Here is a 26,167-nt window from a genome sequence, read left to right as displayed (position 1 = left end):
GCATTTTGTCGGCACAAATTATGCCAAGTCATAGCTGACTTGTTGGTCGACTTCCGAGGAGCAGTTGTGATGGAAATCCGCACGCCAAACCGCCTGCCTTTCCATCGCTGGGCGGTTTTTCCGGTACTGCTGGCTCAATTCGTCGTACTGCTGCTGGCAACCCTGGTGTTGTGGCAGTGGAAAGGGGCGGTCAGTGGATATTCAGGCCTTTGCGGAGGTTTGATTGCGTGGCTGCCCAATGTGTATTTCGCCTGGAAGGCTTTTCGCTTCAGCGGAGCTCGGGCAGCACAAGCCATCGTCAAGTCGTTTTACGCTGGCGAGGCAGGCAAGATGATTTTGACGGCAGTGCTTTTTGCACTGACCTTCGCAGGAGTGAAGCCACTGGCGCCGTTAGCAGTATTCGGCGTCTTCGTGTTGACCCTTTTGGTCAGCTGGTTCGCGCCCCTGCTGATGAATAAAAGACTTTCGAGACCTTAGGGCGTTTGAGGCAACCATGGCAGCAGAAACCGCTTCGGGCTATATCCAGCACCACTTGCAGAACCTGACCTACGGTCAACTACCAGACGGCAGCTGGGGCTTTGCCCATTCGGCTGCAGAAGCCAAGGCAATGGGCTTCTGGGCGTTCCACCTGGACACCCTGGGTTGGTCCGTCGCGCTGGGTCTGATCTTCCTGTTCATTTTCCGCATGGCGGCAAAGAAGGCGACTTCCGGCCAGCCTGGCGGTCTGCAGAACTTCGTGGAAGTGATGGTCGATTTCGTCAACGGCAGCGTGAAGGACTCCTTCCACGGCCGTAGCCCGGTAATCGCACCGCTGGCGCTGACCATCTTCGTCTGGGTATTCCTGATGAACGCCGTCGACCTGGTACCGGTCGACTGGATTCCTCAGCTGGCCATCCTGATCTCCGGTGATCCGCACATTCCGTTCCGCGCCGTGTCGACCACCGACCCGAACGCGACCCTGGCCATGGCCTTCAGCGTGTTTGCCCTGATCATCTTCTACAGCATCAAGGTCAAGGGCCTGGGCGGCTTCATCGGTGAGCTGACCCTGCACCCGTTCGGCAGCAAGAACATCTTCGTGCAGATCCTGCTGATTCCGGTCAACTTCCTGCTGGAATTCGTCACCCTGATCGCCAAGCCGATCTCGCTGGCACTGCGTCTGTTCGGCAACATGTATGCCGGCGAACTGGTGTTCATCCTGATCGCTGTGATGTTCGGCTCCGGCCTGCTGTGGCTCAGCGGCCTGGGTGTGGTGCTGCAATGGGCGTGGGCTGTGTTCCACATCCTGATCATTACCCTGCAAGCTTTCATCTTCATGATGCTGACCATCGTCTACCTGTCGATGGCGCACGAAGATAACCATTAAGACCGCCTGGCGTGTCTGATAGCCTTCCCCGCCCGTTCGGGGGGAGGGCTTAAAAAGTCCGCAAGGGCATGCTGTACCAAACGATTTGTTTTACCGCTTCAAACTAAAAACCTAACCAATACGACGTAAAAGTCGGGAGGAAAGATGGAAACTGTAGTTGGTCTGACCGCTATCGCTGTTGCTCTGCTGATCGGCCTGGGTGCTCTGGGTACCGCCATTGGTTTCGGCCTGCTGGGCGGCAAATTCCTGGAAGGCGCTGCTCGTCAACCAGAAATGGTTCCGATGCTGCAGGTTAAAATGTTCATCGTTGCCGGTCTGCTCGACGCCGTAACCATGATCGGTGTTGGTATCGCTCTGTTCTTCACCTTCGCGAATCCGTTCGTTGGTCAGATCGCCGGCTAATCACTCGTCACCACGAGTTGATGGCTGTATGAATTAAGACCGAGCGAGGTGTTGGCGTGAACATTAATGCAACCCTGATTGGCCAATCCGTTGCTTTCCTGATTTTTGTACTCTTCTGCATGAAGTATGTATGGCCTCCGGTCATCACTGCCCTGCAAGAGCGCCAAAAGAAGATTGCCGACGGCTTGGACGCTGCCAACCGCGCAGCTCGCGACCTGGAGCTGGCCCAAGAGAAAGCGGGCCAGCAACTGCGTGAAGCTAAAGCCCAGGCAGCCGAAATCATTGAGCAAAGCAAGAAACGCGCTGCTCAGCTTGTCGAGGAAGCCCGTGAACAGGCCCGCGTCGAAGCTGACCGTGTGAAGGCTCAGGCTCTGGCCGAGATCGAACAGGAACTGAACAGCGCTAAAGACGCCCTGCGTGCCCAAGTGGGTGCTCTGGCCGTTGGCGGTGCTGAAAAGATCCTTGGCGCCACAATCGATCAAAACGCGCATGCGGAGCTGGTTAACAAACTGGCCGCTGAAATTTAAGCGAGGGCGATCATGGCAGAACTGACCACGTTGGCCCGACCTTACGCTAAGGCTGCCTTTGAGCATGCCCAGGCCCATCAGCAACTGGCCAATTGGTCAGCCATGCTCGGCCTGGCTGCTGCGGTGTCGCAAGACGACACCATGCAGCGCCTGCTCAAGGCCCCGCGACTGACGAGCGCAGAAAAGGCCGCCACGTTCATTGACGTGTGCGGTGACAAGTTCAATGCACAGGCACAGAATTTCATTCATGTTGCCGCGGAAAACGACCGTCTCCTGCTTCTGCCGGAGATTGCCGCTCTGTTTGACCTGTACAAGGCAGAACAAGAGAAATCCGTGGACGTGGAAGTCACCAGTGCCTTCGCGTTGAACCAAGAACAGCAAGACAAACTCGCCAAGGTTCTCAGTGCACGGTTAGGCCAGGAAGTGCGCCTGCACGCGTCGGAGGATGCCAGCCTGATTGGCGGCGTCGTCATCCGCGCTGGTGACCTGGTAATCGATGGCTCTGTTCGCGGCAAAATCGCGAAACTGGCCGAAGCATTGAAATCTTGAGTTTGAAGGGGCAGCAGAGCAATGCAGCAACTCAATCCTTCCGAAATTAGTGAAATCATCAAGGGCCGCATCGACAACCTCGATGTGAGCTCCCAAGCCCGTAACGAAGGTACCGTCGTTTCGGTTTCCGACGGTATCGTGCGGATCCACGGTCTGGCCGACGTCATGTACGGCGAAATGATCGAGTTCCCGGGCGGCGTCTACGGCATGGCACTGAACCTGGAGCAAGACTCCGTAGGTGCAGTGATCCTGGGTGCCTACGACACCCTCGCCGAAGGCATGAGCGCCAAGTGCACCGGCCGCATCCTGGAAGTTCCGGTTGGTAAGGAACTGCTGGGTCGCGTCGTCGACGCACTGGGTAACCCGATCGACGGCAAAGGTCCTCTGGGCAACACCCAGACCGACGCAGTCGAGAAAGTTGCTCCAGGCGTGATCTGGCGTAAGTCGGTAGACCAGCCTGTACAGACTGGCTACAAATCCGTCGACGCCATGATCCCTGTCGGCCGTGGCCAGCGTGAGCTGATCATTGGCGACCGTCAGATCGGCAAGACCGCCATGGCCATCGACGCCATCATCAACCAGAAAGACTCCGGTATTTTCTGTGTTTATGTAGCTGTCGGCCAGAAGCGTTCCACCGTTGCCAACATTGTTCGCAAGCTGGAAGAAAACGGCGCCCTGGCCAACACCATCGTGGTTGTTGCCAGTGCTTCGGAATCCGCCGCACTGCAATTCCTGGCGCCATACGCCGGTTGCACCATGGGCGAGTTCTTCCGTGACCGCGGTGAAGACGCACTGATCGTTTACGATGACCTGTCCAAGCAGGCCGTTGCCTACCGTCAGATCTCCCTGTTGCTGCGCCGTCCACCAGGACGTGAAGCGTACCCAGGCGACGTGTTCTATCTCCACTCCCGTCTGCTGGAGCGTGCATCGCGCGTTTCGGAAGAGTACGTCGAGAAGTTCACCAACGGTGCTGTCACTGGCAAAACCGGTTCCCTGACCGCTCTGCCGATCATCGAAACCCAGGCAGGCGACGTTTCCGCGTTCGTTCCGACCAACGTGATTTCCATCACCGACGGTCAGATCTTCCTGGAATCGGCCATGTTCAACTCGGGCATCCGCCCTGCAGTGAACGCCGGTGTTTCGGTATCCCGTGTGGGTGGTGCCGCTCAGACCAAGATCATCAAGAAGCTGTCCGGTGGTATTCGTACCGCGCTGGCTCAGTACCGTGAACTGGCTGCATTCGCCCAGTTCGCGTCCGATCTGGACGAGGCGACCCGCAAGCAGCTGGAGCATGGTCAGCGCGTTACCGAGCTGATGAAGCAGAAGCAGTATGCGCCGATGTCCATTGCGGACATGGCTCTGTCGCTGTACGCCGCTGAGCGTGGCTTCCTGACTGACGTAGAAGTCTCCAAGATCGGCAGCTTCGAGCAAGCACTGATCGCCTTCTTCAACCGTGATCACGCTGAACTGATGGCGAAGATCAACGTGAAGGGTGACTTCAACGACGAAATCGACGCAGGCCTGAAAGCCGGTATCGAGAAGTTCAAGGCCACCCAGACCTGGTAAGCCGCAGCGGGGGCTCTGGCCCCCGCTTGCTAACCTGATAGGTGATACATGGCAGGCGCAAAAGAGATTCGCAGTAAGATTGCGAGCATCAAAAGCACGCAAAAAATTACCAGCGCCATGGAGAAAGTGGCGGTCAGCAAGATGCGCAAGGCACAAATGCGCATGGCTGCTAGCCGTCCTTACGCGGAGCGTATCCGCCAGGTGATCGGTCATCTGGCCAACGCCAACCCGGAATACCGCCACCCATTCATGATCGAGCGCCCTGTAAAGCGCACCGGTTATATCGTGGTGAGCAGTGACCGTGGTCTGTGCGGTGGCTTGAACACCAACCTGTTCAAGGCCCTGGTCAAGGACATGAACGCAAACCGCGAACAGGGCGTGGAAATCGACCTGTGCGTGATCGGCAGCAAGGGTGCGACTTTCTTCCGCATCTTTGGCGGTAACGTCGTAGCAGCGATCAGCCACTTGGGTGAAGAGCCATCGATCAACGATCTGATCGGCTCCGTCAAAGTGATGCTGGACGCCTACCTGGACGGCCGTATCGATCGCCTCTCCGTGGTTTCGAACAAGTTCATCAACACCATGACCCAGAAGCCAACGGTCGAGCAATTGGTACCGTTGGTGGCAACCCCGGATCAGGATCTCAAGCATCACTGGGATTACCTGTACGAACCCGACGCAAAAGAGCTGCTGGACGGCTTGATGGTGCGTTACGTGGAGTCGCAGGTGTACCAGGCGGTGGTCGAGAACAACGCTGCTGAACAAGCGGCCCGGATGATCGCGATGAAGAACGCCACAGACAACGCCGGTGATTTGATCAAAGAGCTTCAGTTGATCTACAACAAGGCGCGTCAGGCTGCGATCACCCAGGAGATCTCGGAAATCGTCGGCGGCGCTGCCGCGGTTTAACGGTTCAAATATTCAGAGGATCCAGCTATGAGTAGCGGACGTATCGTTCAAATCATCGGCGCCGTCATCGACGTGGAATTCCCACGTGACGTCGTGCCGAGTGTATACAACGCGCTGAAAGTACAAGGCGCGGAAACCACCCTCGAAGTCCAGCAGCAGCTGGGCGACGGCGTGGTTCGTACCATTGCGATGGGCTCGACCGAAGGCCTGAAGCGCGGTCTGGATGTCGTCGACACCGGTGCTGCCATTTCCGTTCCTGTTGGTAAGGCCACCCTGGGCCGCATCATGGACGTACTGGGCAACCCGATCGACGAAGCCGGCCCGATCGGCGAAGAAGAGCGTCGCGGTATCCACCAGCCAGCGCCTTCGTTCGCTGACCAGGCAGGCGGCAACGACCTGCTGGAAACCGGCATCAAGGTTATCGACCTGGTTTGCCCGTTCGCCAAGGGTGGTAAGGTTGGTCTGTTCGGTGGTGCCGGTGTAGGCAAGACCGTAAACATGATGGAACTGATCCGTAACATCGCCATGGAACACAGCGGTTACTCCGTGTTCGCTGGTGTGGGTGAGCGTACTCGTGAGGGTAACGACTTCTACCACGAGATGAAGGACTCCAACGTTCTCGACAAGGTAGCGCTGGTCTACGGTCAGATGAACGAGCCACCAGGAAACCGTCTGCGCGTAGCGCTGACCGGCCTGACCATGGCTGAGAAGTTCCGTGACGAAGGTAACGACGTTCTGCTGTTCGTCGACAACATTTATCGTTACACCCTGGCCGGTACCGAAGTATCCGCACTGCTGGGCCGTATGCCTTCGGCAGTAGGTTACCAGCCGACCCTGGCTGAAGAGATGGGCGTTCTGCAAGAGCGCATCACCTCCACCAAGGAAGGTTCGATCACCTCCGTACAGGCCGTATACGTACCTGCGGACGACTTGACCGACCCGTCGCCAGCGACCACCTTCGCCCACTTGGACGCCACCGTCGTTCTGTCCCGTGACATCGCCTCCCTGGGTATCTACCCAGCGGTCGACCCACTGGACTCGACTTCGCGCCAGCTGGACCCGAACGTGATCGGCAATGAGCACTACGACACTGCTCGTGGCGTTCAGTATGTTCTGCAGCGCTACAAAGAGCTGAAGGACATCATTGCGATCCTGGGTATGGACGAACTGTCCGAGACCGACAAGCAACTGGTAGCCCGCGCTCGTAAGATCCAGCGCTTCCTGTCGCAGCCGTTCTTCGTGGCCGAAGTCTTCACCGGTTCGCCAGGCAAGTACGTTTCCCTGAAAGACACCATCGCTGGCTTCAGCGGCATCCTCAAAGGTGACTACGACCACCTGCCAGAACAAGCGTTCTACATGGTCGGCAGCATCGACGAAGCGATCGAGAAAGCCAAGAAACTGTAATTCCTGCGCCCCGCAAGGGGCGCTATCAGGTTGAGGCAAGCAGATGGCTATGACAGTCCATTGCGATATCGTCAGCGCGGAAGGAGAAATTTTCTCCGGTCTGGTCGAGATGGTGGTTGCGCACGGTAACCTGGGTGATCTTGGTATCGCTCCAGGCCACGCGCCGCTGATCACCAATCTGAAGCCAGGTCCGATCACGCTGACCAAGCAGGGTGGCGCCCAAGAGGTGTTCTACATCTCTGGTGGCTTCCTCGAGGTTCAGCCGAACATGGTCAAGGTGCTTGCCGATACCGTGCAACGTGCTGCAGACCTGGATGAAGCGCAAGCTCAGGAAGCCCTCAAGGCTGCTGAGAACGCCCTGAATCTGAAAGGCGCGGACTTCGACTACGGTGCCGCCGCCGCACGTCTGGCCGAGGCCGCAGCCCAGCTGCGTACCGTCCAGCAAATGCGCAAAGGCAAGTAATCGGCCTCGGCTGATAACTTCTGTTGCGATTGAGTAAAAGGGTAGCCTCGGCTACCCTTTTTCTTTTTCTGATTTCCCCGGTCATTTCACTGACCACCCAGGATTGGTAGCCAGTAATGTCACTCGATATCGTTATTCTCGCCGCGGGCCAAGGCACTCGCATGCGCTCGGCGCTGCCCAAGGTGCTGCACCCGGTAGCCGGCAACTCCATGCTTGGCCATGTTATCCACAGTGCGCGCCAACTGCAGCCGCAAGGTATCCACGTGGTCATTGGCCATGGTGCGGAGCTGGTTCGCGAGCGTCTGGCCGCTGACGACTTGAACTTCGTCATGCAGGAAAAACAGTTGGGCACCGGCCATGCGGTAGCTCAGGCTCTGCCAGCCGTGACCGCCGACACCGTGCTGGTACTGTACGGCGATGTACCGTTGATCGAAGTGGAGACCTTGCAGCGTCTGTTGGCCAAGGCCAATGCTGAGCAACTGGGTCTGCTTACCGTCGCGCTCGATGACCCGACCGGCTATGGCCGCATCGTGCGTGACGAGCAGGGTAAGGTGACTGCCATCGTTGAGCACAAGGACGCCAACGACGCGCAGAAAGCGATCAAGGAAGGCAACACCGGTATTCTGGCCCTGCCAGCCGCGCGCCTGGCCGACTGGATGGGCCGCCTGTCGAACAACAACGCCCAGGGCGAGTACTACCTGACCGACGTCATCGCCATGGCAGTGGCTGACGGCCTGGTGGTGGCCACTGAACAGCCACACGACCCGATGGAAGTGCAGGGCGCCAACGATCGTCGTCAGCTGTCCGAGCTTGAGCGTCACTACCAGCTGCGTGAAGGCCGCCGCCTGATGGCTCAGGGTGTGACCCTGCGCGATCCGGCCCGCTTCGACGTACGGGGTGAAGTGACCGTTGGTCGTGATGTGCTGATCGACATCAACGTGATTCTCGAAGGCAAAGTGGTCATCGAGGACGATGTGCAGATCGGCCCTAACTGCGTCATCAAGAACACCACCCTGCGCAAAGGCGCGGTGGTCAAAGCCAACAGCCACCTTGAAGGCGCCGTGATGGGCGAGGGCAGCGATGCCGGCCCGTTCGCCCGCCTGCGCCCGGGCAGCGTGCTGGACGCCAAGGCCCATGTGGGTAACTTCGTCGAACTGAAAAACGCCCACCTGGGTGAAGGCGCCAAGGCAGGTCACCTCACCTACCTGGGCGACGCTGAAATCGGTGCACGCACCAATATCGGCGCCGGTACCATCACCTGCAACTACGATGGCGCCAACAAGTTCAAGACGGTAATGGGCGAGGACGTGTTTATCGGCTCGAACAACTCGCTGGTGGCGCCTGTGGAAATCAAGGCCGGCGCGACCACCGCAGCCGGTTCAACCATCACCCAGACCGTCGAAGCTGCCGACCTGGCTGTAGGCCGTGCGCGCCAGCGCAATATCTCGGGCTGGAAGCGGCCGGAGAAAATCAAGAAGAGCTGAGTTACCCACAGCTGCTTCGATCGAAAGCCGACTTATGCGAATAAGTCGGCTTTTTTATTGGCCGATCGGTAATCCAGTGGGACCGCGCCAAATCTGACAAAACTATCCACAGGGCAGCAACTGCTTGACGAAACGGGCGTGTTAGGTTTTGATTGCAACCATTATCTTTCGAAACGAAACTTAAGAGCAAATGTCGAAACGAAATACACCCCAGCGGCGGCACAATATCCTGGCTTTGCTCAGCGAACAGGGTGAGGTGAGCGTGGACGCCTTGGCCAAGCGTTTCGAAACTTCGGAAGTGACCATTCGCAAAGACCTCGCTGCCCTCGAAACCAATGGCCTGTTGCTGCGGCGCTATGGCGGTGCGGTACCGGTGCCGCAAGAACTGCTCGGTGAGCCGGCCCAGCCTGTGTCTTCCTACAAGAAGGCCATTGCGCGTGCCGCCGTCGGGCGTATCCGCGAACATGCGCGCATCATCATCGACAGCGGCAGCACCACGGCAGCCATGATCCCCGAACTGGGGCGCCAGCCCGGCCTGGTGGTGATGACCAATTCGCTGAACGTGGCCCGAGCCATTTGCGACCTCGAACACGAGCCGGTGCTGCTGATGACCGGTGGCACCTGGGACCCCCATTCCGAGTCGTTCCAGGGCCAGGTGGCCGAGCAGGTATTACGCTCTTACGATTTTGATCAGCTGTTCATCGGCGCCGACGGCATCGACCTGGGCCGGGGTACCACCACCTTCAACGAGCTGCTCGGGCTTAGCCGCGTCATGGCCGAAGTCGCCCGTGAAGTGATCGTGATGGTCGAGTCGGACAAGGTGGGGCGCAAGATCCCCAACCTTGAGCTGCCCTGGGGCAGCGTGCACACCCTTATTACAGACGAACGCCTGCCCGCAGCGGCACGCGAACAAATTCAAGCTCGCGGCATCAACCTGATCTGCGCCGCGATCAGCCAGGAGAAATAAAACATGTGTGGAATCGTTGGTGCTGTCGCCGAGCGCAATATCACAGCCATCCTGATCGAGGGCCTCAAGCGTCTTGAGTACCGTGGTTACGACAGCGCCGGCCTGGCCGTTCTGACCCAGGCGGGTGAACTTGAGCGCCGTCGCCGTATCGGCAAGGTGAGCGAGTTGCAAGCTGCTGTCGCCGCTGACCCGCTGGTAGGTCAGCTGGGTATTGCCCACACCCGTTGGGCGACCCACGGTGCGCCGACCGAAGGCAACGCCCACCCGCACTTCTCGGGCGATGAAGTGGCTGTGGTGCACAACGGCATCATCGAAAACCACGAAGAGCTGCGCGAAGAGCTGAAAGGCCTAGGCTACGTCTTCAGTTCGCAGACTGACACCGAGGTCATCGTCCACCTGATCCACCACACCCTGAAGAGCATCCCGGACCTGGCCGATGCCCTGAAAGCCGCGGTGAAACGCCTGCATGGCGCCTATGGCTTGGCACTGATCAGCGCCGGGCAGCCTGACCGCCTGGTAGCTGCACGCAGCGGCAGCCCGCTGGTCATCGGCCTGGGCCTGGGCGAGAACTTCCTGGCCTCCGACCAGCTGGCGCTGCGCCAAGTCACCGACCGCTTCATGTACCTGGAGGAAGGCGATATCGCTGAAATCCGTCGTGACCAGGTCACCATCTGGGACCAGCAAGGCAACAAGGTTCAACGCGAAACCGTGCAGTACCATGAAGGTGCTGAAGCTGCCGACAAAGGCAACTATCGCCACTTCATGCTCAAGGAAATCCACGAGCAGCCAAGTGTGGTCCAGCGCACCCTGGAAGGCCGCCTGGGCAAGGACAACGTGTTGGTACAGGCCTTCGGCCCGCAGGCCGCCGAACTGTTCGCCAAAGTGCGCAACGTGCAGATCGTTGCCTGTGGTACCAGCTACCACGCCGGTATGGTTGCCCGTTACTGGCTGGAAAGCCTGGCTGGCATCCCGTGTCAGGTGGAAGTGGCCAGCGAATTCCGTTACCGCAAGGTCGTGGTGCAGCCGGATACCCTGTTCGTCTCCATCTCGCAGTCGGGCGAAACTGCTGACACCCTGGCCGCGCTGCGTAACGCCAAGGAGCTGGGCTTCCTCGGCAGCCTGGCAATCTGCAACGTGGGCATCAGCTCGCTGGTGCGTGAGTCGGACCTGACTCTGCTGACCTTGGCCGGCCCGGAAATCGGTGTGGCCTCGACCAAAGCCTTCACCACTCAGCTGGTGTCGCTGATGCTGCTGACCCTGGCCCTGGGCCAAGTGCGCGGTACTCTGGAAGAGGGCGTCGAAGCCGAGCTGGTTGAAGAGCTGCGTCGCCTGCCGACCCGCCTGGGTGAAGCCCTGGCCATGGACGCTACTGTCGAGAAAATCGCCGAGCTGTTCGCCGACAAGCACCACACCTTGTTCCTCGGCCGGGGTGCACAGTACCCGGTGGCGATGGAAGGTGCGCTCAAGCTCAAGGAAATCTCCTACATCCACGCTGAAGCGTACCCGGCAGGCGAGTTGAAGCACGGCCCGTTGGCATTGGTGGATAACGACATGCCGGTGGTTACCGTTGCCCCGAACAACGAACTGCTGGAAAAGCTGAAGTCCAACCTGCAGGAAGTGCGTGCCCGTGGTGGCGAGTTGGTAGTGTTCGCCGACGAGCACGCTGGCATGACCAATGGTGAAGGCACTCACGTGATCAAGGTGCCGCACATCGCCGATGCGCTGGCGCCGATCCTGTACACCATTCCACTGCAACTGCTGTCGTACTACGTGGCCGTGCTCAAAGGCACCGACGTGGATCAGCCGCGTAACCTGGCCAAGTCGGTGACTGTTGAGTAAGAGGCTGTCATGACCGGTAAAAATGGTTTTGTTGAATTAAAACGGTTTTCGAAGAATTAAAACTGTCGCCGGTAGAGGGGGAAGCGCTTGCTCCCCTTCATCGAGCGGTTACACCAGCCTCCCCGCGTGACCCCTCCCTACCTGATACTGGCGTTTTGACATGCACCTCTCGATTCTGCCTGATGAAACTCTTCCGTCATATGTGAGAAGGAACCTGCTGCTCCTTTGGGCCGAGCCCAAGGCAGAGATCTTCGAAGCCCTGCGTACCCGTCATGTGATAAAGACGGCCGAAGTGAGAAGGCTCGCAGCAGCCATCGGCTGGCCTGGGTGCTATGGTTTCAATCGACTTGTTCACAATCACACGCTGAACGCAGCGTTCCACGTCATCAAAAGTGACTGGGATTTTGCCTACTCAGGCACTCAGTACCTTTCTGAGGGGGAGCACTTCAGTGAATGGGATGCTTCCTTCTGCCCTGAATGCGTTAGGGAAGACCTCAAGATCCATGGGTTTTCATACTGGAGGCGCTATGGCGCGTCAAAGGTGTCGGTGTGCCCCAAGCACAACGCTGTCTTGCTTAGGGATTGTCCTTTTTGCGGTAAGTTGTTCACTCGCATAGATCATGACCTTGATGTGATGTGGCGCACTTGCGGCGGCCGGCATCTCGCCGAAGCTGAAGTTGTTGCTAACCACGACCCATTGGCGCTCAAGCGTGCTGAGGTGTACCAGCGATTGTGCAGGTCGCCCCATATCATCTCTGGTTTGCATGCCGCCAAGGTGCTGCTGGATAAGGCTACCGCTTTGAGCCCGCAGCTCAGTGGCGAGGAAAGGTCAAAAATGCAGGCGATAGCCTCGACCATGAGCGATCTTGTAAAGGGGTTCGCCGATGTGCCATCACCGAGCCTTGAAAGTCGAGCTGGGACCATCACAGCATTATTCATTCATGCTGTCGTGGCGCTCTATGACAGCTATGACGATTTCGAACGTGAATTAATGTCCCTAGCGGGGAGCGCTCGATGCACTGATTCGCTTTGGAGCAGCTATCGGATAGAGGACACAAAGTATGTCCACTTTGTAGAAGAAGACTATGTCCAGGGTTTGGGGGTTTGGTCCACCCCGCGCATTGTGTTGGATGACGTGGTAGTCCAGGTAGGTTGGCCTTGGCCTACATCCAAGCACTATCCCTGCTGCAACACCCCGCTGTCCATTCATGAAGGATCATCGCAGCGGAATACCACCGTCGCTGCTTCGCCAAGCATTCCCAAGATCGGTTTAGCAAAAGCGCGAGCTGTCGGGATCATAAAATAGACGCCGCAAGCCTTCACCCGCTGCGACGCCTAGTGCAGGCAGCCAATGTTCTACACTCGAATCGGTACGCGAACAGGTAGAGGAGTATGGACCCAGTTGCACTGGCTCAGCGCTTTGAGTCCTGCCGCGCGTACCTTTGGATCTCTATCCAGTGATCGCAAAGTTACGATTATGTTGACCGGCAACGCCTCTGTTAGCTCGGGTTCGTATGCACGTAGTCGAGCCTTTGCCTGTAATCCCCATTGCAGGACCGCTGTGCCGTTGGGGAATTTTGCCCTATGCACCTTCACTGGCGACCACTTACCTCCAGCGGAAATTTGAGCGATCTCATATCCGCTCTGGCCTTCATCGCTGTCCATTGGAACCATGCCTTGGATGGTATCTCCCGTTATCGCACCGAAGCTCAACTCAACGTTAGCGCGCACATATTCGCTGCCCGAGTTGGGGTCCAGTGGGGGGGCATATGCCGCCGTGATGATCACCTCGCCCCGAAATTTTCCGTCCTCAATCAAAACATCTGGGATCGGATAAGGTGTTTTCCGCCAGCGCATGTTGCCCGGTACCAGATTCGCCTGGAAAACGAGGGTGAAACTGTCGTCTGAATCGTAAAGGGCTTTGAGTACGTCTTCAGGGCGGCCTGCACCTAGATATCGGCGATGGTAAGAATCGTAATCAGGCGAAGAGAGTTGCGCTGCATGGATCATTAATGCCTTGACCAACGAAGGCGACGGATTTAGCGATGGACGCCCAGCCACAGCTTGCCATGCGTGGGCTGCCATGCACGATGCGAGGGGGGCCGCGTAACTCGTACCAAAACCCAAGCGCAGCTGATTGTCGGGCCACAAGACTTTGAGGCTAGCCGAGCCGGCGTTCCACGGAGCATGTACTCCTCCGCCCACATGCGTGATGTCTGGTTTCGGAGTGAAGACAGGGCCAGGACCACAACGCGAGTAAGGTGCCGGGTGGCCAATAGCGCTGAGCGCGCCCGCAGCATCAATGTGGGAGATAGAACCCACAGTTAATGCACGAACCGACTCCCCTGGACTCGAAATACGGTCAGCTAGCGTCGAAAACTTTTGCCATTCACGCCGAGGGAGGTCGTTGTAGTTGCCGGCAGCTACTACGAAGAGAACCTGGTACTTATCGCTGAGTTGGTCCAACGCCATGGCAATGTCACTGAATTGGCTGTCGTCGCAAGCCTCACCACCAATCGATATGTTCCATACCTTCACATCCGGGCGCTTTTTCACGGCCGACTGAAGCCGCAGCTCCAGATCGGACATGTAAGAGCCAGAAACTTCCAACGCACAGACGTCGTGTACGTATGCTGGCGTTGTTGGGATCCAAGCGTGCTTATCGTTGAAGAATGCACCTCCGGCGACCAGAGAGGCTACCGCTGTTCCATGCTCATAATTGGTGTCTGGAGGTAGGACGTAGGGGTCTCTCGATTTGACGAAGTGCTCAATCAGCTTCGCATCCGAGCTCACACCGGAGTCGAAGACGGCCACCGTGGGCAGCGTGACGGGTTGTGGAGTTGGCTGAGCTTGGGTGGCTACCGCGCCGCTCATAGGCATTTGGACAGTTGTAACGGGAAGGAAAAGCTTTTCCGCGTAAATTGTTCGAATGCCAGGGAAATCCAGTATCTGCTCAAGAGCATCGTCTTGGATCTTGTCCAGGTCTCGAATGCCAAATATCGGCAGGCCACGTCCTTGGTCGATTTGGACGAACGGCAGCGATAGGGACTTCAAAATCCGCACTAAGGTCTCGTAATTGAACGCGTTGAAGCTGCCCTGTTGGTACTGGAAGAGTCGCAAAACGGCACGACCATTTTCCAGGAGCCGGTGGCTTCCTTCCGGGTTTCGTCGTTGGCGATCCCAAGGCTCAATGGATTCGATCACACTCAGTTGGGATCGAATTTTCTTGGTGTCGCGGTGCAGGATCACACGATCAAACACGTCCAGACTGTTGGCAGAGGCCCCAACGAGCATCTCGTCAATCTGACCATGGCCAGCCGGCTGTAGCTTCGCTTCCTCTGCGACCAAGATGGGGCGGTGGGTTTTTGCGATTCCCTTTTCCCGCAGCTTGAGTACCAGGTGCGTCAAAGCTTGGGGATGAAGCACCTGCTCGCGGGAGAGCGCCGATGAAGCACCTGCGAGTGTTCTTGAAAGTGCCTGACGGTAAGCGGCGTTGACCTCTACGAGCTCTTTGCCACCACCGCCACCGCCACCCTCAATTGACGAGAGATCCCCAGGCTGGAACGGGACATGTATGAACGGATTCTCAACCCTCGCATTCAACAGCGGTTGCGCGGACGTGTTCTTGCGGGCCACTACTGGTCTCCTCCTTGAGGATCTTCGTGATTTGCCTAGTCGACAGGTCGTACAGCCTTCCCAATGTTCTCAGGGAAAAGTACTTTGGTGCCCATCCATTAAGCCACCGAACTTCTGACTCGACAGTAGATAGCACTCGGCCACCAGTAAGTGCAAGATTTAAACCTAGGCGTCGGATGAGTTGGTTTTCATCGACGCTTGATGCGTTCGACAAAACAGCCCCGCGCTTGGTATCGAGGCAGACCTGTTCAATGTTTGCCCCTGTGATTCCGTCAGACAGCTGAGCCAGGACATCCAGATCCAACTGCTCGGCGCTAAACGGCTCCAGGTATTGTTTCCACAGCATTCGGCGCAATGCCAGATCAGGCTCAGCCATAGGAATTCGGAAACTGAAACGGCGCCAGATGGCTGGGTCCAGCAACTGATCGTGATTGGTTGCAGCGACCAGAATGGTGCTTTCTGGGATGGCGTCTATGTTCTGCAGCAGTGCGATCACCACTCGCTGGAGCTCCCCGACGTCACGCTCGTTCCCCCGAGCCCCCGCTAAGGCATCGAACTCATCTAGGAACAGTACACAGGGGCGCTGCTGGGAGTACTCAAACACCCTACGGAGGTTCCGGCTGGTCTGTCCCAGCAGACTGCTCACAAGCGTGTCGCACCGGACCGTTAGCAGTGGCAATTCAAGGTGGCCGGCGATATACCGGGCAAGCTTAGTTTTTCCCGTACCGGGCGGGCCGTATGCCAGCAAGCGGCTCGGCATGGCAGCGCCCACGCGTGCAAGGTCGTCGTATCGGCGGATATTTGACAGAAACTCCTGGATTCGATTCTCGACAGCACTGGGCAGCAGCAACGAGCCTTTATCAAGCGCAGGGGTGCTTACGTCCACCGTATGCAGATGGCTTTCACCATCTGTAGGCAGGTTCGAGAAGCTGAAACCATGGGCAGCATCTTGGGCACTGGCTAGCGCTGCAGGAGCCCTTGCAAGGCGCTCTCTGATCATTCGGGCTTGTCGTTTGTCGCCGTCACTCTCCAGTTTGTCTGCCAGGAGGCCGGCATAATTCGAGGCCATGCTGGCATTCGCCTTGAGAGCTCCGTCCAGGATCTTCAAGATTTCTGAGAGGTATTCCACGGGATGATTCGCTCAAAGGGTTATCTGTTTCGGATTTCGGCGTGAGTGTAGCGTATCTGGTCAAAATCGTTTCGCATTACTGTGCTTCTGATTCACTATAGTGACATGTGGAATCTTGATTTTCTGTCGTAAAGTGGCGGCGCCCTAGGGTTACGGCCTGGCGAGCAATGCCAATGGGATTGGCTTTTTTGAGGCAGGTATGGAGCAGAACGACCAAATCGAGCCGCTACTGGCGACCGTACACGCTCTCTTGCGAGCAGATGGTGCGGATGATGCTGCCGAGATCGTGCAGAAATACCCCGCCACAGCGGAGCAGACGGGGTATGACAATTGGAACGGCGGAACCGACTATTGGGACATCCAGTTCAAGATGCCTGCCTCGGACTATGCTCGCCTTGGCGGGAAACGCAACCAGCTGGAAGAACAGATTACAGCCAAGCTCCGGACCGTTACCGAGCATCAGGAGAGTGATTGCTACTCTGCAGTGATCGTCCCAGACAGGGAGTTCCGCGCTGATTGGCGGTCTTCGAGCCAGTCAGAACTGCCTAAAAAGGTGCGACAAAACATCTTGGATGGTCTGCGCTTGGATGATGTCGACTGGAGCGGGCGGCTCAACGATGTGGAATTTTTGAGCCGGTTGTATGACCTGGAAGAAATGCCCTCTACGGATAGCCGTTATAAGGATGCTGTTGGCGATATCTGGCAGCATCGCTGTAACAACGACGATTGGGAAAACGACTGGATCTACAGCGACAGTCGCTTCCGCTTGGCTGAAGGGAGTGCCGATCACTTCCTGCGCTTTCTGTGTGAAATGGTCCATCCCGTGGTACGCCCCAATCGAGATGACGCGATTAAACTGGCGGAGCAGTTCAATGATCAACTGAAGGGCGCCGGATGGGAGTTGTACCAGGCTGAGCTCATTGCTGGCCGACCGAGATTTGCCTTTCGGTCTCTGGAGCACAATGGCGGCCGCTCGGTACTCCGTGCTAAAGCTGTCGCAGACGCACTGAATGCAGGCTGGATGGCTAAGCAAATCGAACGTCTTGAGCTCGCCGTGGATACTGATCCAGAGTTGGCGATCGGTACAGCCAAAGAGCTTGTGGAGACCTGTTGCAAGTCGATTCTCACGAAGCGTAGCGTTGCCTTCACCAAGTCAGATGACATGGGCGATTTGACGAAGAAGCTCACCAAAGCCCTCCAACTTGTACCTGAGGGTGTGAGTGATGCTGCAAAAGGGGCTGAGAACGTTCGACTGATCCTGCGCAACCTCACGCAGATCACGAGCAATCTGACTCAGCTGAGAGGTCTGTATGGGACGGGACACGGAAAGGATGGCCAGTATCGCGGTCTCCAGCCGAGACACGCTCGGCTGGCTGTTGCGGCTGCCGTCGCGTTTATCGATTTTGTGTCCGAGACGCACCGGTACCGGGAACACACGGAAAACGCCGAGAAAGCATGAACTGAGTAGGCGGTCCAAGGGGCTGACCGGTTAGGTTCAGCTCGACTGGTGCAGATGTTCAATTCGTCTGTAGGTCTCATAAAGCGAGATCATGTCCCCTTGGGCCATCACTTCCAGGGGAGAACGTCCTTCGAAGAAGTCATTGGCATTCTCCAGGAGTGGGAATCCTTGAACGTTTTCTTGATTTGCAAAGACCGCTCGCAATGAGGCATGAATGTTGAGCACCAAGCTGATTCGCTGCTGCTGATCCAGATCTAGGCGTACGCTGGCGCTGGAATCCCGTGAGATCCTCTGGCGGGTCGCGATGGATATGCGAAGAATGCTTCGGACCTGCTCGGCGGTCGCGTTCCATCCATCAAGAATTCGCAGGGCTGCCCTTAACCCTACGGCCAACTGATTTTGAGTGAGCTCAGCATTGGCGCCCGTCATTTGAAATCTCTCCATTGCCGCCTATCTACAGGCCAAACCGCCGTTGGACTAGCTGATCATGAGGACCGGTTTCCTCACCATAAGCTTCTTGCCCATCTTCTCACCAGTCCAGGCCATCTGGAAATGGATGCGGAGGATCATGAGGACTGGAGGGCTTCAGTGCCGCAACCAGCCGAAGCACTCCCACTGTCTATTGGAGCTGACGCGGTGATCGCTTGGAGAAAAGATCGGGTTAGCTCGTAGGCTTGTCTTTTTTGCAAAGCGCTGGCCAGCCTTGGAAGTGCCAAATAAATTTGCTGTTTCTTCAATGGAAGCTCATGAGACTTCAACAAATAGTCAGCGGTTGATTTTAGAGCTTCTAGCAAATGCTGATCACGCTTGCTCCAATCAACGGCAGAGTGATTACCAATTCGCCCGTTTGGTAGCTCTCCAAGTCTACTGTTCAGCCATTCCCTATCGTTGCGGTAAAGCCAAGCATAGACTGACGGGACACGGCATCTAATTTTCTTCGCGCTATCCTTTGAGAATCCTTTAACCGTATTTTCCCAGATCGACCTTCTTTTCAACCTCTCTGTAGATGTAGTTTTTTCTTTCCATGCGTTAGCTACTGATGGCTCTGATCGTATCAGTTTATTAAGAGTCGATATCGTTATACCGAAACCCTCGCACAAGCTATATTTTGATTGACCCTGGGACAGGCTGAGTAAGATCGCAGCTCTGATATCTTTTTTTAAAATCTTTGGGCGCCTAGCCGCTATCAATGTCCTATCTGAGGAGGAGTTTATCTCTATGACACGTTTATCTGAATTAACAATGCCTGACAAAACAGTTGTGGATGGCGTCTTAGAATTTACTATCTGGTCGTGTAACTTGATGAAAGCCCCGAGAGATCCAAACAGCCAGGTGATTAGCGTGAGGTGCTTCAAGGGGTGGACGTGCCCCCGTGGGCTGCGCACAAGACCCCTCAAAAATGTGAGGGCCTCCTCGGGGCTTCTAGGCATGCAACTGAATGGTTGGTAGGCATGAAGCCCTTTGATGTGGAGCCAAAGCGCACTGGCAGCTGCCTCCTGTCCAGAACTGCGTTCACCGTACTGAGCCAACGCTGTCCTGTACACAGCGTTGACAGCGCTTGGATCAAAAATCCTCTGACATCCGAAACTTGCTAAGGCGATGATAGCCTCGACAAGATCTTCCAGCACTTTCCGGGTCGCGGCCGTCGTTTCAATTCGAGGTGCTGGCAAGAGATCTTCTTCTCCTGGCAGTAACCACTCGAATTGACCTGACCACTGTCTATTCTTTGTACTTTCTCGGAGATACAAACCGTGCACAGGGCAAATTGTTACCCCTGGATACTGATGAGATAGATGCCAGTAGGCCACGCCGACACGTATACGGTCGCATACCATACATGCAATGCACGCTTTTAAGGGGTGTTCTGCACCGAAGCGGTTTGTTAGCAAGCCGAGGCGGTACTTCAATGATCCCAATCTCGGGCCTAAAAGTGTTTCCTTTGCAGCAAGCACATTTTCCAGAGATTGATAAGGAAAGAAAAATGGAGCAATGGTATGATCATTTATGATGGATTCAGGCGTACCCCAATTAGTGGTAAATTTATTTAAAGCACCCAAGTTGTAATTAAGGTCGTGAACATATCCTTTGTAAGTGCCGAATAGCCATTCACAAGTAGCGGCTGAGTCAATGCTGCAAAGGTACGCATGTTGCCTGCTGCAGATGCTGAAGAATGTTTCGTCTTCGAGCCAATTTAATGCAAATCGCACCATGGCTTTCACCACCGCTCAATACATTAATTTTATCGATTAGCATAGTAGGCACTGTCGCGGTTCGCAAGAAGTATCAGGGAATGATAATCATTAGCTCATTATATAATTCTCAGAATTATATATTAGCCCTGCTTCGAGGTTGCATGAGGGCAAGGTCAAAAAACAAACGGCATCCGCTTCAAGTAATTAATCCAGTTACCAACTTTTTATTGTCAGGCGGGAAAATGCAGCGGTACTATTGCCAGTTGTACAGAAGCGGCGCAATGGCCAGCATCACGGCCGGCGATCCACGCAAACCGCCATTTTTCAAATGATAGGAGATCACATGACATCTAGAAGCTAGCCAAGAGAGCTATTAGAAGTCAGGTAGACAAAGACCCCAGTGCGACCTGGGGTCTCTGTGGATAAGTCAGTTTTCGAACCCTGACCCTTCCATTGTCTATCCCTTGCATGTGGGACGTCAAGTCCCGCACGACTTCGTTCATCCACAAGAAAGTTGGCGTTATCCACAGCGCAAGGTGCTGGCGGATGCCCGACTGACAAGGGTTTGCTGCAGTCCTGACAAATTATCCCCAGTCAGCGCTGCGGCTGCTTTCCCCATGACAAAGGGAAGAAAAACATGAACAGGCAGCAGCAATTCGCCCTCATCATGAGTCGACAAAGAGACTTTCAGTGGGGCGATCAGTACGTCCCTTCGACGTTGGCGCTTCCACGAGAAGCTCCTAAAAAGTCTCGTATCTCGCGTCTGAACAGCCGAAAACTCAATCGTGCAATCCATGCGATGTCCAACCCTGAGCGTGTGTTCATTCAGCTCGCTCTGCACGCTCCAAGCTTGTTTGATATGCATGAGCAACGAATGCTCTCGCCATATGCAGCTCGCCACCCGCTGAGTGGCCATCCGCTTATGAAGGGTAGGTTCCCGCCGTCTGTTCGTGGGACATTAGACATCGCCAAGGAAATCGGGTTTAAGCATTTCGAAGTAACAGTGCGAGTTGGAGGTGTCTGGCGCAGGCTGCCGTTCCCTTACCAAGGCGACCTACTCCTCTATTTCCTGGGTGCCAATGGCGTCCCTTACGCTGTGAATTGGACGATCAAGGATCAAGGCGCGGCTTTCGGTGAGCGGCGTCTGTCCAGCCTGAAGACTCCGGCCCAGCAACGGAAAGATCGAGATTACGCGGTAGGACGCGCTGAACTGGAGGCCGCTTACTACGCGAGCGCTGGCATCAGGACGGTGAAAGCGTCTTTGGACAGCATTGCACCTACAGTACAGGCCAATCTTGCCCTGATTTTTCCGATGCATGGCTTGTCGCTGTCCCACCCCGCTGAACTGCTGGCCGACTTCAGTGCCGAGGTCAAAGAATTCATCGCTAAGGGTGAGCCCGCCTTTATGGTGATTTCTAAATTTAGTAAACGTTGGGGTGCTCCAGACCAGTTTACGGCGCGGTTTTATCAGGATATTTGGGAAAGAAGGTTGAAGGTTAATTTTTTCCAGCCAATCCTCATTGATCACCCACTGGAAACAGAGGGGGAGGATCTGCTGCAGGTATACGACTCGCTTTTTACGGAGCAAGTATCATGATCACCGGTACTCAGCTGATCGCACCCGAAGGATTTGGAGAACTCTGCAAAGGTATTACTTACTATTTTCTTGTGAATGACCCAAGACACAACCAGGCTCGGCTAATAGAGTTCATCGTTGGCAAAGAGCCTGTTCCGGTTCTGATTACTTTAACTTCAACGCAATTCGAAGAAGCACTAGAGATCGGATTACTTCAGGAAACCGGAGTGGTAGAAAAGTATCCGCCCTGGCTGAAACGTATCGAAGGCGTAGCCATATCCCATCTAGAGGAGTGCCGTGTTTCTGCCAAGGAGTCTTATGACGAAAAGGTTAACCGTCGTTTTCTGGCGATTGCTGATCTAGTTCGCGACGCCCAAAACATTCTCATCAGCAAGAACCCCAACGCCGTGATCAACGCTCGCGCCAATGCCTCCATCCCTAGACAGAATGCCGCGCGGCTACGTCTGTGGTTCTACGCTTACATTACGTTTGGACGTAACAAGTGGGCGTTGATGCCACGAACTCACTCTACAGGTAGGTGGGACAGGATGGGACCCAATCGAATGGTAAAACTTGGACGGCCTTCGCCTTTTGGCAAAAAGGCAGGGTATCCCTGCGATTTGCAAATGCAGAAGAAAATATGCTCAGGATATGTGCGATTTACATCGCCATCCCATAGTTGGGATAGAATTCGACGTGAAATATTGATCAATGAATTTGGGTGTCGTGCAATTGAAAAATCAGGGGAGTACATTTTTCGTCATCCCGAGGGCCTTCCTTTCCCGTCCCCCGCACAGATCAAATATTGGATTAGAAAATATTTCAGCGTACGAAAGCGAGAAATCGCGCAGAAAGGTGCAAATAAGGCGCGCGCTAGGGCAGGTGATAAAGGAAGTTTTTCAGAAAAGCTTATTAATGTAAATCAGCTTTCTGAATTCGATGGATATTATATTAGCGAGAAATTAAGCGGCCTGACTGAAGGTAGTGTAGTTGATTCCTTTTGTGTCGTTCGCGCAGTGTGCGGTGTATCAGGAGCCATCGTCGGAATTGGATTTTCCGAAGGTAAGGAAAACATGGAATCCTACCGGATGTGTTTATTCTCCATGGCTTTGAATAAGGTCAAATTCTGTGAGCTTTTTGGCGTTGAGATCGCGCCCCAACACTGGCCTTGCGAGGGCTTATCCGGTAGCGTCGTCTTTGATAGAGGCCCCGGTGCAAACTATGATATCGAACCACAGGTTAACTGGCTTGGTGAACTTGAGCTTACTCCGGTATTTTCGGGTCAATCGAAATCGACTGTCGAGTCATCGCACCCTCGGGATAAAAGGGATCTGGAGCAGCCGGTAGTTGTCCAAAGCAAACTGAATTTCGTCACCATGGCCAGGCGGGAGATCAGGCAGGTGTTGGAGGACAATCTAGGGTCTGATGCTACCGGTAGAATGGAGGAGGCCCTGATTCTGGCGGGAGTAAAGGCCACTCCTATCGGGGTTTGGAACTATTGGAGTGGACGCGGGCGTGATTCATCTATCGGGATGCAGTTCGAAACTGCCGTTAGATCCTTCCTAGCTCAGCATCCTGCAACCATCAAGCAAGACGCCGTGTATTTTTATGGCCGAAAATACAGGTCGCCCGAACTTGAAGCTACAGGGGTTTTTGACCGAGTATCAAAAGACTCAGTGATACAAACAAGTGTCTACGTGCTTACCATGTGTGTTCGCCATATTTGGCTTGATTTAAACGGTGTTTTGTACGAGCTTGATATGGTAAGCACTATTAGAACCCTTGAGGGAGAAAGAAATATTTCCTTGCGTAAGCTACAAGAAATTGATGGTCTCAGGCGCGCTGAAGTCGCTAAATTAATGGAGCAGAGAGCGGCGTTGCAGCAGGTCCAGCGGGACGCTTTCAAGCATGAAACCGGAGAGGATTGGCAGGCAGTTAAGCGTATAAAGGGAAAGCCGACAAAAAGCGAAGCTTCAAAGCGTGATAAATCGGATTTCGATAGAAGCCGAGGGAAGTAGAGATGAACGGATCACTGCAAGAACGCTTCATTTTCGCTATGGATAATGAATTTGTCCGGAAAGCGATTACTGTGAAGCCTGATCCCGTTTCTTCGCTATCTAGCGCGGAGCCATTTTTGGCGGCAACATTGCTAGCCGATGCGTTGCAGCAATCGTTCATACCTAATCAATTTTCCCTGGATTTTATACATGAAATGGTTAGCCGAGCGTTTATGCATCACTGCTATGTTTGTCCAAGTGAGGCCGAGCACCAAGCGAAGATTTATACTCCTCCCATAACGGAGGTTGTACCAATATGCCTAACGGGTTTGGCGGGATTGGGTAAGAGTCGAACAATTGATGCTTTGAAAAAAGTAATGCCGGCGCCATCTCAGTTTCATTCGCCATACTTTGACGGGGCACTCAATCTAGAATCCTACTGGTACGCAAGTGCGGAAGGAAAGGAAAGCGGCAAGAGCTTGCTCTTGTGGTTTTTGTTTGGAGGCTCAGATCGCAAAAGTGGTAATTTTGACAGGCTACTGCTTGAGTGTCGGCGCCGTGCATACAGGGATATAGTTTCATTGCTGTTGCTCGATGAAACTCAGCACATCAGTTTAGGTTTAGGTATAGCGAGGATTGTTACTATTTTGCTGACATTGATGCGAATAGGCCCGCCAGCAGTTTTCGTATCGAACTTCAGTCTTGGGCATAAGCTCTTCAAACGCAACAATGAGGACAAGCAGCGTTTACTCCCCGAACCTCGGATCATGCTGCCCGACGAGGTTGGCAGTAAGGACTGGAAGGCATATGCAAATGAGTGCGTCAGGGTCAGCGGCGGCCATATCCGCACCCGAGGAAGAGATTTCGCCGCAGAGCTCCATAGATACACATTCGGGATTAAACGGATCGCGGTGCATCTACTGAAGCAGGCATACATCGAAAGTCGAAAATCTGGTCGAGCCTGGATTGAAATGGATGACCTCGGTAGCGCCTTTCGTTCTGCGGAGTTTTCCGCCAATGCGGGCGATGTCCAAGCTCTCCATAATTTGGCATTAGGCGAACGACGATTGCAGAAGTCTCGCCCCGATTTGTGGTGCCCGTTTGATCTGCCGACGGCTTATACGAGTAGCGTTGCACAGATGGCCATTGCCGAGCGAGATAGACAGGTGGCCGAAACGATCTTCGATTCTGCCCTCAACGCCGCAGAGCGCGCCGCGAAGGCGCAAATTGTTGAGCCTAGTGACAGAAGGCCTAGCAAGAGCTCTCGGAGGCCGCCTGCAGCAAAGCTGACTGAGGAGGAACAGAGAAAACTGTACTTCGAATATGAATGCAGGAGTCAACAGCCTGCGAAGCGGCAAACGCGCTGAGGGATTCCACCAACTATAGGGTGGCCAGCCATTTGCCGTGTTCGGGTGATCAAGCCCAGAGGTAGTGCTTGATCACCTGGCTCCCCGGTGGGGAGCTTTGGGGCAAAGCAGGTTCTATCCCCCTCGAACGATTGTGGAATCCTAGGTCACCGGATAGCTTGTCGGTCACTGACGATAGCTCTCACAGAGAAGGCGATATGTCCCTTTCAGCTCAAAAGCGTAGTGCTCTCTCAGCGTTTCTTACGGGCACAGCTGACAATTCTGCTTTCTACACCGCGCTCACAGCGGCTGATGGGATGCGCGAGATCAATGAGCAAGCAGGTCTTAGGGCTGACCCTCGGTATCGTTTGGTTCGAGTTGACCATCGGCTCGGACCGGCAAAGAATGAGTTCGAAATCGCCCTGGTCGATGATATTGAGTTATCAGTAGCCTTTTACGATAAGGTCACGCTCGTGTGTGTCCCAGGAGTCAGTAACCGACTCCTTGCGCGCAACTTGGTCTGGAGATCGGCGAATAGGCGTCATTCCCTAGCTCTTCGCGATATTTCGCAGAAGGTGCTTTTCAACTACATCGTTCAGTACTACGACATCTTTCTGGCAGCGGACACGATGACAGATGGCGGCAATTTTAATTGGCACCGCCATGTCTCCAGGGCGATTGAGAAAGGTCTCTACGCCTTCGTGTACCACCCGACGACGCAAGCTCTTCAGTCAATTCCAACGCAGGGCGCGCTCAACGATTTACAGGATCTGGCATGGTCTGATGGCGATCATGAGGGCTTGCGAGCCGTTATCTCGCTTTCTCCTATGGTCAGTCGTCTGGAAAAAGAAGATAAGCCCGTGTAGCGCTCCCTGTAGGTTTAGAAAGCTGGTGGCCGCTGCAGCAACCGTATGGTGGCGGTCGTACAGAAGGACAATGCATTATAGATTCGCACCGCCAACGGAGCGACTTTCCCTGCGCGTGCTGTGATGGTGGCATCAGGGGGCTTCAGCCGTCCTTTCATGCCTGATATTCCTAGGCTGGAGAACTTTTTTCAGTACGCTGTCTGCATAGCTCAGCTTATCGAATACCTGAGGCCTTTGCCGGCCAGCGTGTTGTCGTTGCGGGAGCTGCGAACTCGGCTGTTCAGATTGCCTATGAGCTTGCCGGTGTTGCACAGGTAGAGCTGGCGACCCGCGAGAAGATCCGCTTTTTCCCTGGGACTGGATTTTCATGCCTGGCTGAAATTCACCGGGTTCGGGGTCACGACGGGCGACAGACTCTCCATCAAGCTTATCAACGGCGATATCGTACTCAAGCCTGTCCGCGAGCGCTGTGAATCTGATTAGCTACGCTTTG

The 26,167-nt window shown here is 55.1% G+C and carries 23 protein-coding genes; 19 read left to right on the top strand and 4 right to left on the bottom strand.

The genetic code is table 11. The features are described 5' to 3' along the window. Window positions 1–69 precede the first annotated feature (69 nt). The 13 genes from CKW35_RS15510 (at window position 70) to CKW35_RS15450 (ending at window position 12,779) form a co-directional block, all read left to right on the top strand. Window positions 70–477: a F0F1 ATP synthase subunit I gene (locus tag CKW35_RS15510; protein ID WP_008092225.1), complete on the top strand. Its 408-nt coding sequence runs from the start codon at window positions 70–72 to the stop codon at window positions 475–477. 16 nt (window positions 478–493) lie between these two features. Further along, window positions 494–1,363, top strand: a complete 870-nt coding sequence (atpB, locus tag CKW35_RS15505; RefSeq protein ID WP_016489912.1) for a F0F1 ATP synthase subunit A — start codon at window positions 494–496, stop codon at window positions 1,361–1,363. A gap of 144 nt (window positions 1,364–1,507) precedes the next feature. Then, window positions 1,508–1,765 (top strand): F0F1 ATP synthase subunit C, encoded by a 258-nt coding sequence (atpE, locus tag CKW35_RS15500; protein WP_003097235.1) that lies wholly within the window; start codon window positions 1,508–1,510, stop codon window positions 1,763–1,765. Between the two features lie 56 nt (window positions 1,766–1,821). Continuing rightward, entirely contained in the window at window positions 1,822–2,292 is a 471-nt protein-coding gene (locus tag CKW35_RS15495; RefSeq protein WP_003253189.1) for a F0F1 ATP synthase subunit B, read from the top strand. Between the two features lie 12 nt (window positions 2,293–2,304). Further along, complete coding sequence (locus CKW35_RS15490; RefSeq protein WP_003253191.1) at window positions 2,305–2,841, top strand: F0F1 ATP synthase subunit delta; 537 nt, start codon at window positions 2,305–2,307, stop codon at window positions 2,839–2,841. Window positions 2,842–2,862: 21 nt separating this feature from the next. Then, window positions 2,863–4,407 (top strand): F0F1 ATP synthase subunit alpha, encoded by a 1,545-nt coding sequence (gene atpA / locus CKW35_RS15485; RefSeq protein ID WP_012274911.1) that lies wholly within the window; start codon window positions 2,863–2,865, stop codon window positions 4,405–4,407. Window positions 4,408–4,455: 48 nt separating this feature from the next. Then, on the top strand, window positions 4,456–5,316 hold the full coding sequence (gene atpG / locus CKW35_RS15480; RefSeq protein WP_016489911.1) for a F0F1 ATP synthase subunit gamma: 861 nt from the start codon (window positions 4,456–4,458) through the stop codon (window positions 5,314–5,316). 27 nt (window positions 5,317–5,343) lie between these two features. Then, window positions 5,344–6,720 carry a F0F1 ATP synthase subunit beta gene (atpD, locus tag CKW35_RS15475; RefSeq protein ID WP_016489910.1) on the top strand — a complete coding sequence of 459 codons (1,377 nt, stop codon included), beginning with the start codon at window positions 5,344–5,346 and terminating at the stop codon, window positions 6,718–6,720. Window positions 6,721–6,763: 43 nt separating this feature from the next. After that, window positions 6,764–7,183, top strand: coding sequence for a F0F1 ATP synthase subunit epsilon (locus CKW35_RS15470; protein ID WP_016489909.1), 420 nt, complete (start codon window positions 6,764–6,766; stop codon window positions 7,181–7,183). A gap of 116 nt (window positions 7,184–7,299) precedes the next feature. Next, window positions 7,300–8,667 carry a bifunctional UDP-N-acetylglucosamine diphosphorylase/glucosamine-1-phosphate N-acetyltransferase GlmU gene (gene glmU / locus CKW35_RS15465; protein ID WP_095116336.1) on the top strand — a complete coding sequence of 456 codons (1,368 nt, stop codon included), beginning with the start codon at window positions 7,300–7,302 and terminating at the stop codon, window positions 8,665–8,667. Between the two features lie 190 nt (window positions 8,668–8,857). Further along, the gene (locus tag CKW35_RS15460) at window positions 8,858–9,634 is read left to right on the top strand and encodes a DeoR/GlpR family DNA-binding transcription regulator (RefSeq protein ID WP_016489907.1); all 777 of its coding nucleotides are present in this window, start codon (window positions 8,858–8,860) and stop codon (window positions 9,632–9,634) included. A 3-nt stretch (window positions 9,635–9,637) separates the two neighbouring features. Beyond that, on the top strand, window positions 9,638–11,473 hold the full coding sequence (gene glmS, locus CKW35_RS15455) for a glutamine--fructose-6-phosphate transaminase (isomerizing) (RefSeq protein ID WP_023048578.1): 1,836 nt from the start codon (window positions 9,638–9,640) through the stop codon (window positions 11,471–11,473). Window positions 11,474–11,633: 160 nt separating this feature from the next. Next, window positions 11,634–12,779 carry a TniQ family protein gene (locus CKW35_RS15450; protein ID WP_095116334.1) on the top strand — a complete coding sequence of 382 codons (1,146 nt, stop codon included), beginning with the start codon at window positions 11,634–11,636 and terminating at the stop codon, window positions 12,777–12,779. A gap of 50 nt (window positions 12,780–12,829) precedes the next feature. Here CKW35_RS15450 and iteS read toward each other — a convergent pair whose 3' ends face one another. Both iteS and iteA read right to left on the bottom strand, forming a co-directional pair. Beyond that, the gene (iteS, locus tag CKW35_RS15445; protein WP_095116332.1) at window positions 12,830–15,109 is read right to left on the bottom strand and encodes a S8 family anti-phage peptidase IteS; all 2,280 of its coding nucleotides are present in this window, start codon (window positions 15,107–15,109) and stop codon (window positions 12,830–12,832) included. After that, window positions 15,060–16,238 carry an anti-phage ATPase IteA gene (gene iteA / locus CKW35_RS15440; protein WP_095116330.1) on the bottom strand — a complete coding sequence of 393 codons (1,179 nt, stop codon included), beginning with the start codon at window positions 16,236–16,238 and terminating at the stop codon, window positions 15,060–15,062. Before iteA ends, iteS begins: the two co-directional genes overlap by 50 nt. 199 nt (window positions 16,239–16,437) lie before the next feature. Here iteA and CKW35_RS15435 point away from each other — a divergent pair, with 199 nt between their 5' ends. Further along, a complete protein-coding gene (locus CKW35_RS15435; protein WP_095116328.1) occupies window positions 16,438–17,697 on the top strand; it encodes an abortive infection family protein in 1,260 nt (419 codons plus the stop codon). 36 nt (window positions 17,698–17,733) lie between these two features. On the opposite strand, the gene CKW35_RS15430 is transcribed toward CKW35_RS15435, so the two are convergent. Together CKW35_RS15430 and CKW35_RS15425 are read right to left on the bottom strand one after the other, a co-directional pair. Next, the gene (locus tag CKW35_RS15430) at window positions 17,734–18,126 is read right to left on the bottom strand and encodes an antitoxin Xre-like helix-turn-helix domain-containing protein (protein WP_095116326.1); all 393 of its coding nucleotides are present in this window, start codon (window positions 18,124–18,126) and stop codon (window positions 17,734–17,736) included. A gap of 137 nt (window positions 18,127–18,263) precedes the next feature. Then, window positions 18,264–19,907 (bottom strand): TnsD family transposase, encoded by a 1,644-nt coding sequence (locus CKW35_RS15425; RefSeq protein WP_256583398.1) that lies wholly within the window; start codon window positions 19,905–19,907, stop codon window positions 18,264–18,266. Window positions 19,908–20,526: 619 nt separating this feature from the next. Between CKW35_RS15425 and CKW35_RS15420 the strand changes: the two genes are divergently transcribed. From CKW35_RS15420 to CKW35_RS28600, 5 genes are all read left to right on the top strand, one after another. Continuing rightward, window positions 20,527–21,486, top strand: coding sequence for a hypothetical protein (locus CKW35_RS15420; protein WP_232894454.1), 960 nt, complete (start codon window positions 20,527–20,529; stop codon window positions 21,484–21,486). Then, entirely contained in the window at window positions 21,483–23,483 is a 2,001-nt protein-coding gene (locus tag CKW35_RS28605; protein WP_232893800.1) for a transposase, read from the top strand. The genes CKW35_RS15420 and CKW35_RS28605 overlap by 4 nt, the downstream gene beginning before the upstream one ends. 2 nt (window positions 23,484–23,485) lie before the next feature. After that, a complete protein-coding gene (locus CKW35_RS15410) occupies window positions 23,486–24,829 on the top strand; it encodes a transposase (RefSeq protein WP_095116320.1) in 1,344 nt (447 codons plus the stop codon). 197 nt (window positions 24,830–25,026) lie between these two features. Beyond that, window positions 25,027–25,674, top strand: a complete 648-nt coding sequence (locus tag CKW35_RS15405; protein WP_095116318.1) for a hypothetical protein — start codon at window positions 25,027–25,029, stop codon at window positions 25,672–25,674. Between the two features lie 200 nt (window positions 25,675–25,874). Next, the gene (locus tag CKW35_RS28600; RefSeq protein ID WP_269803271.1) at window positions 25,875–26,147 is read left to right on the top strand and encodes a hypothetical protein; all 273 of its coding nucleotides are present in this window, start codon (window positions 25,875–25,877) and stop codon (window positions 26,145–26,147) included. Window positions 26,148–26,167: the final 20 nt, after the last annotated feature.

It is taken from the genome of Pseudomonas sp. Irchel 3F3 (assembly GCF_900187545.1).
GTDB classification, from domain to species: Bacteria; Pseudomonadota; Gammaproteobacteria; order Pseudomonadales; family Pseudomonadaceae; genus Aquipseudomonas; species Aquipseudomonas fortuita.
The sequence above is the reverse complement of the archived record's forward strand: the minus strand, read 5'-3'. Positions and strand labels throughout refer to the sequence as shown.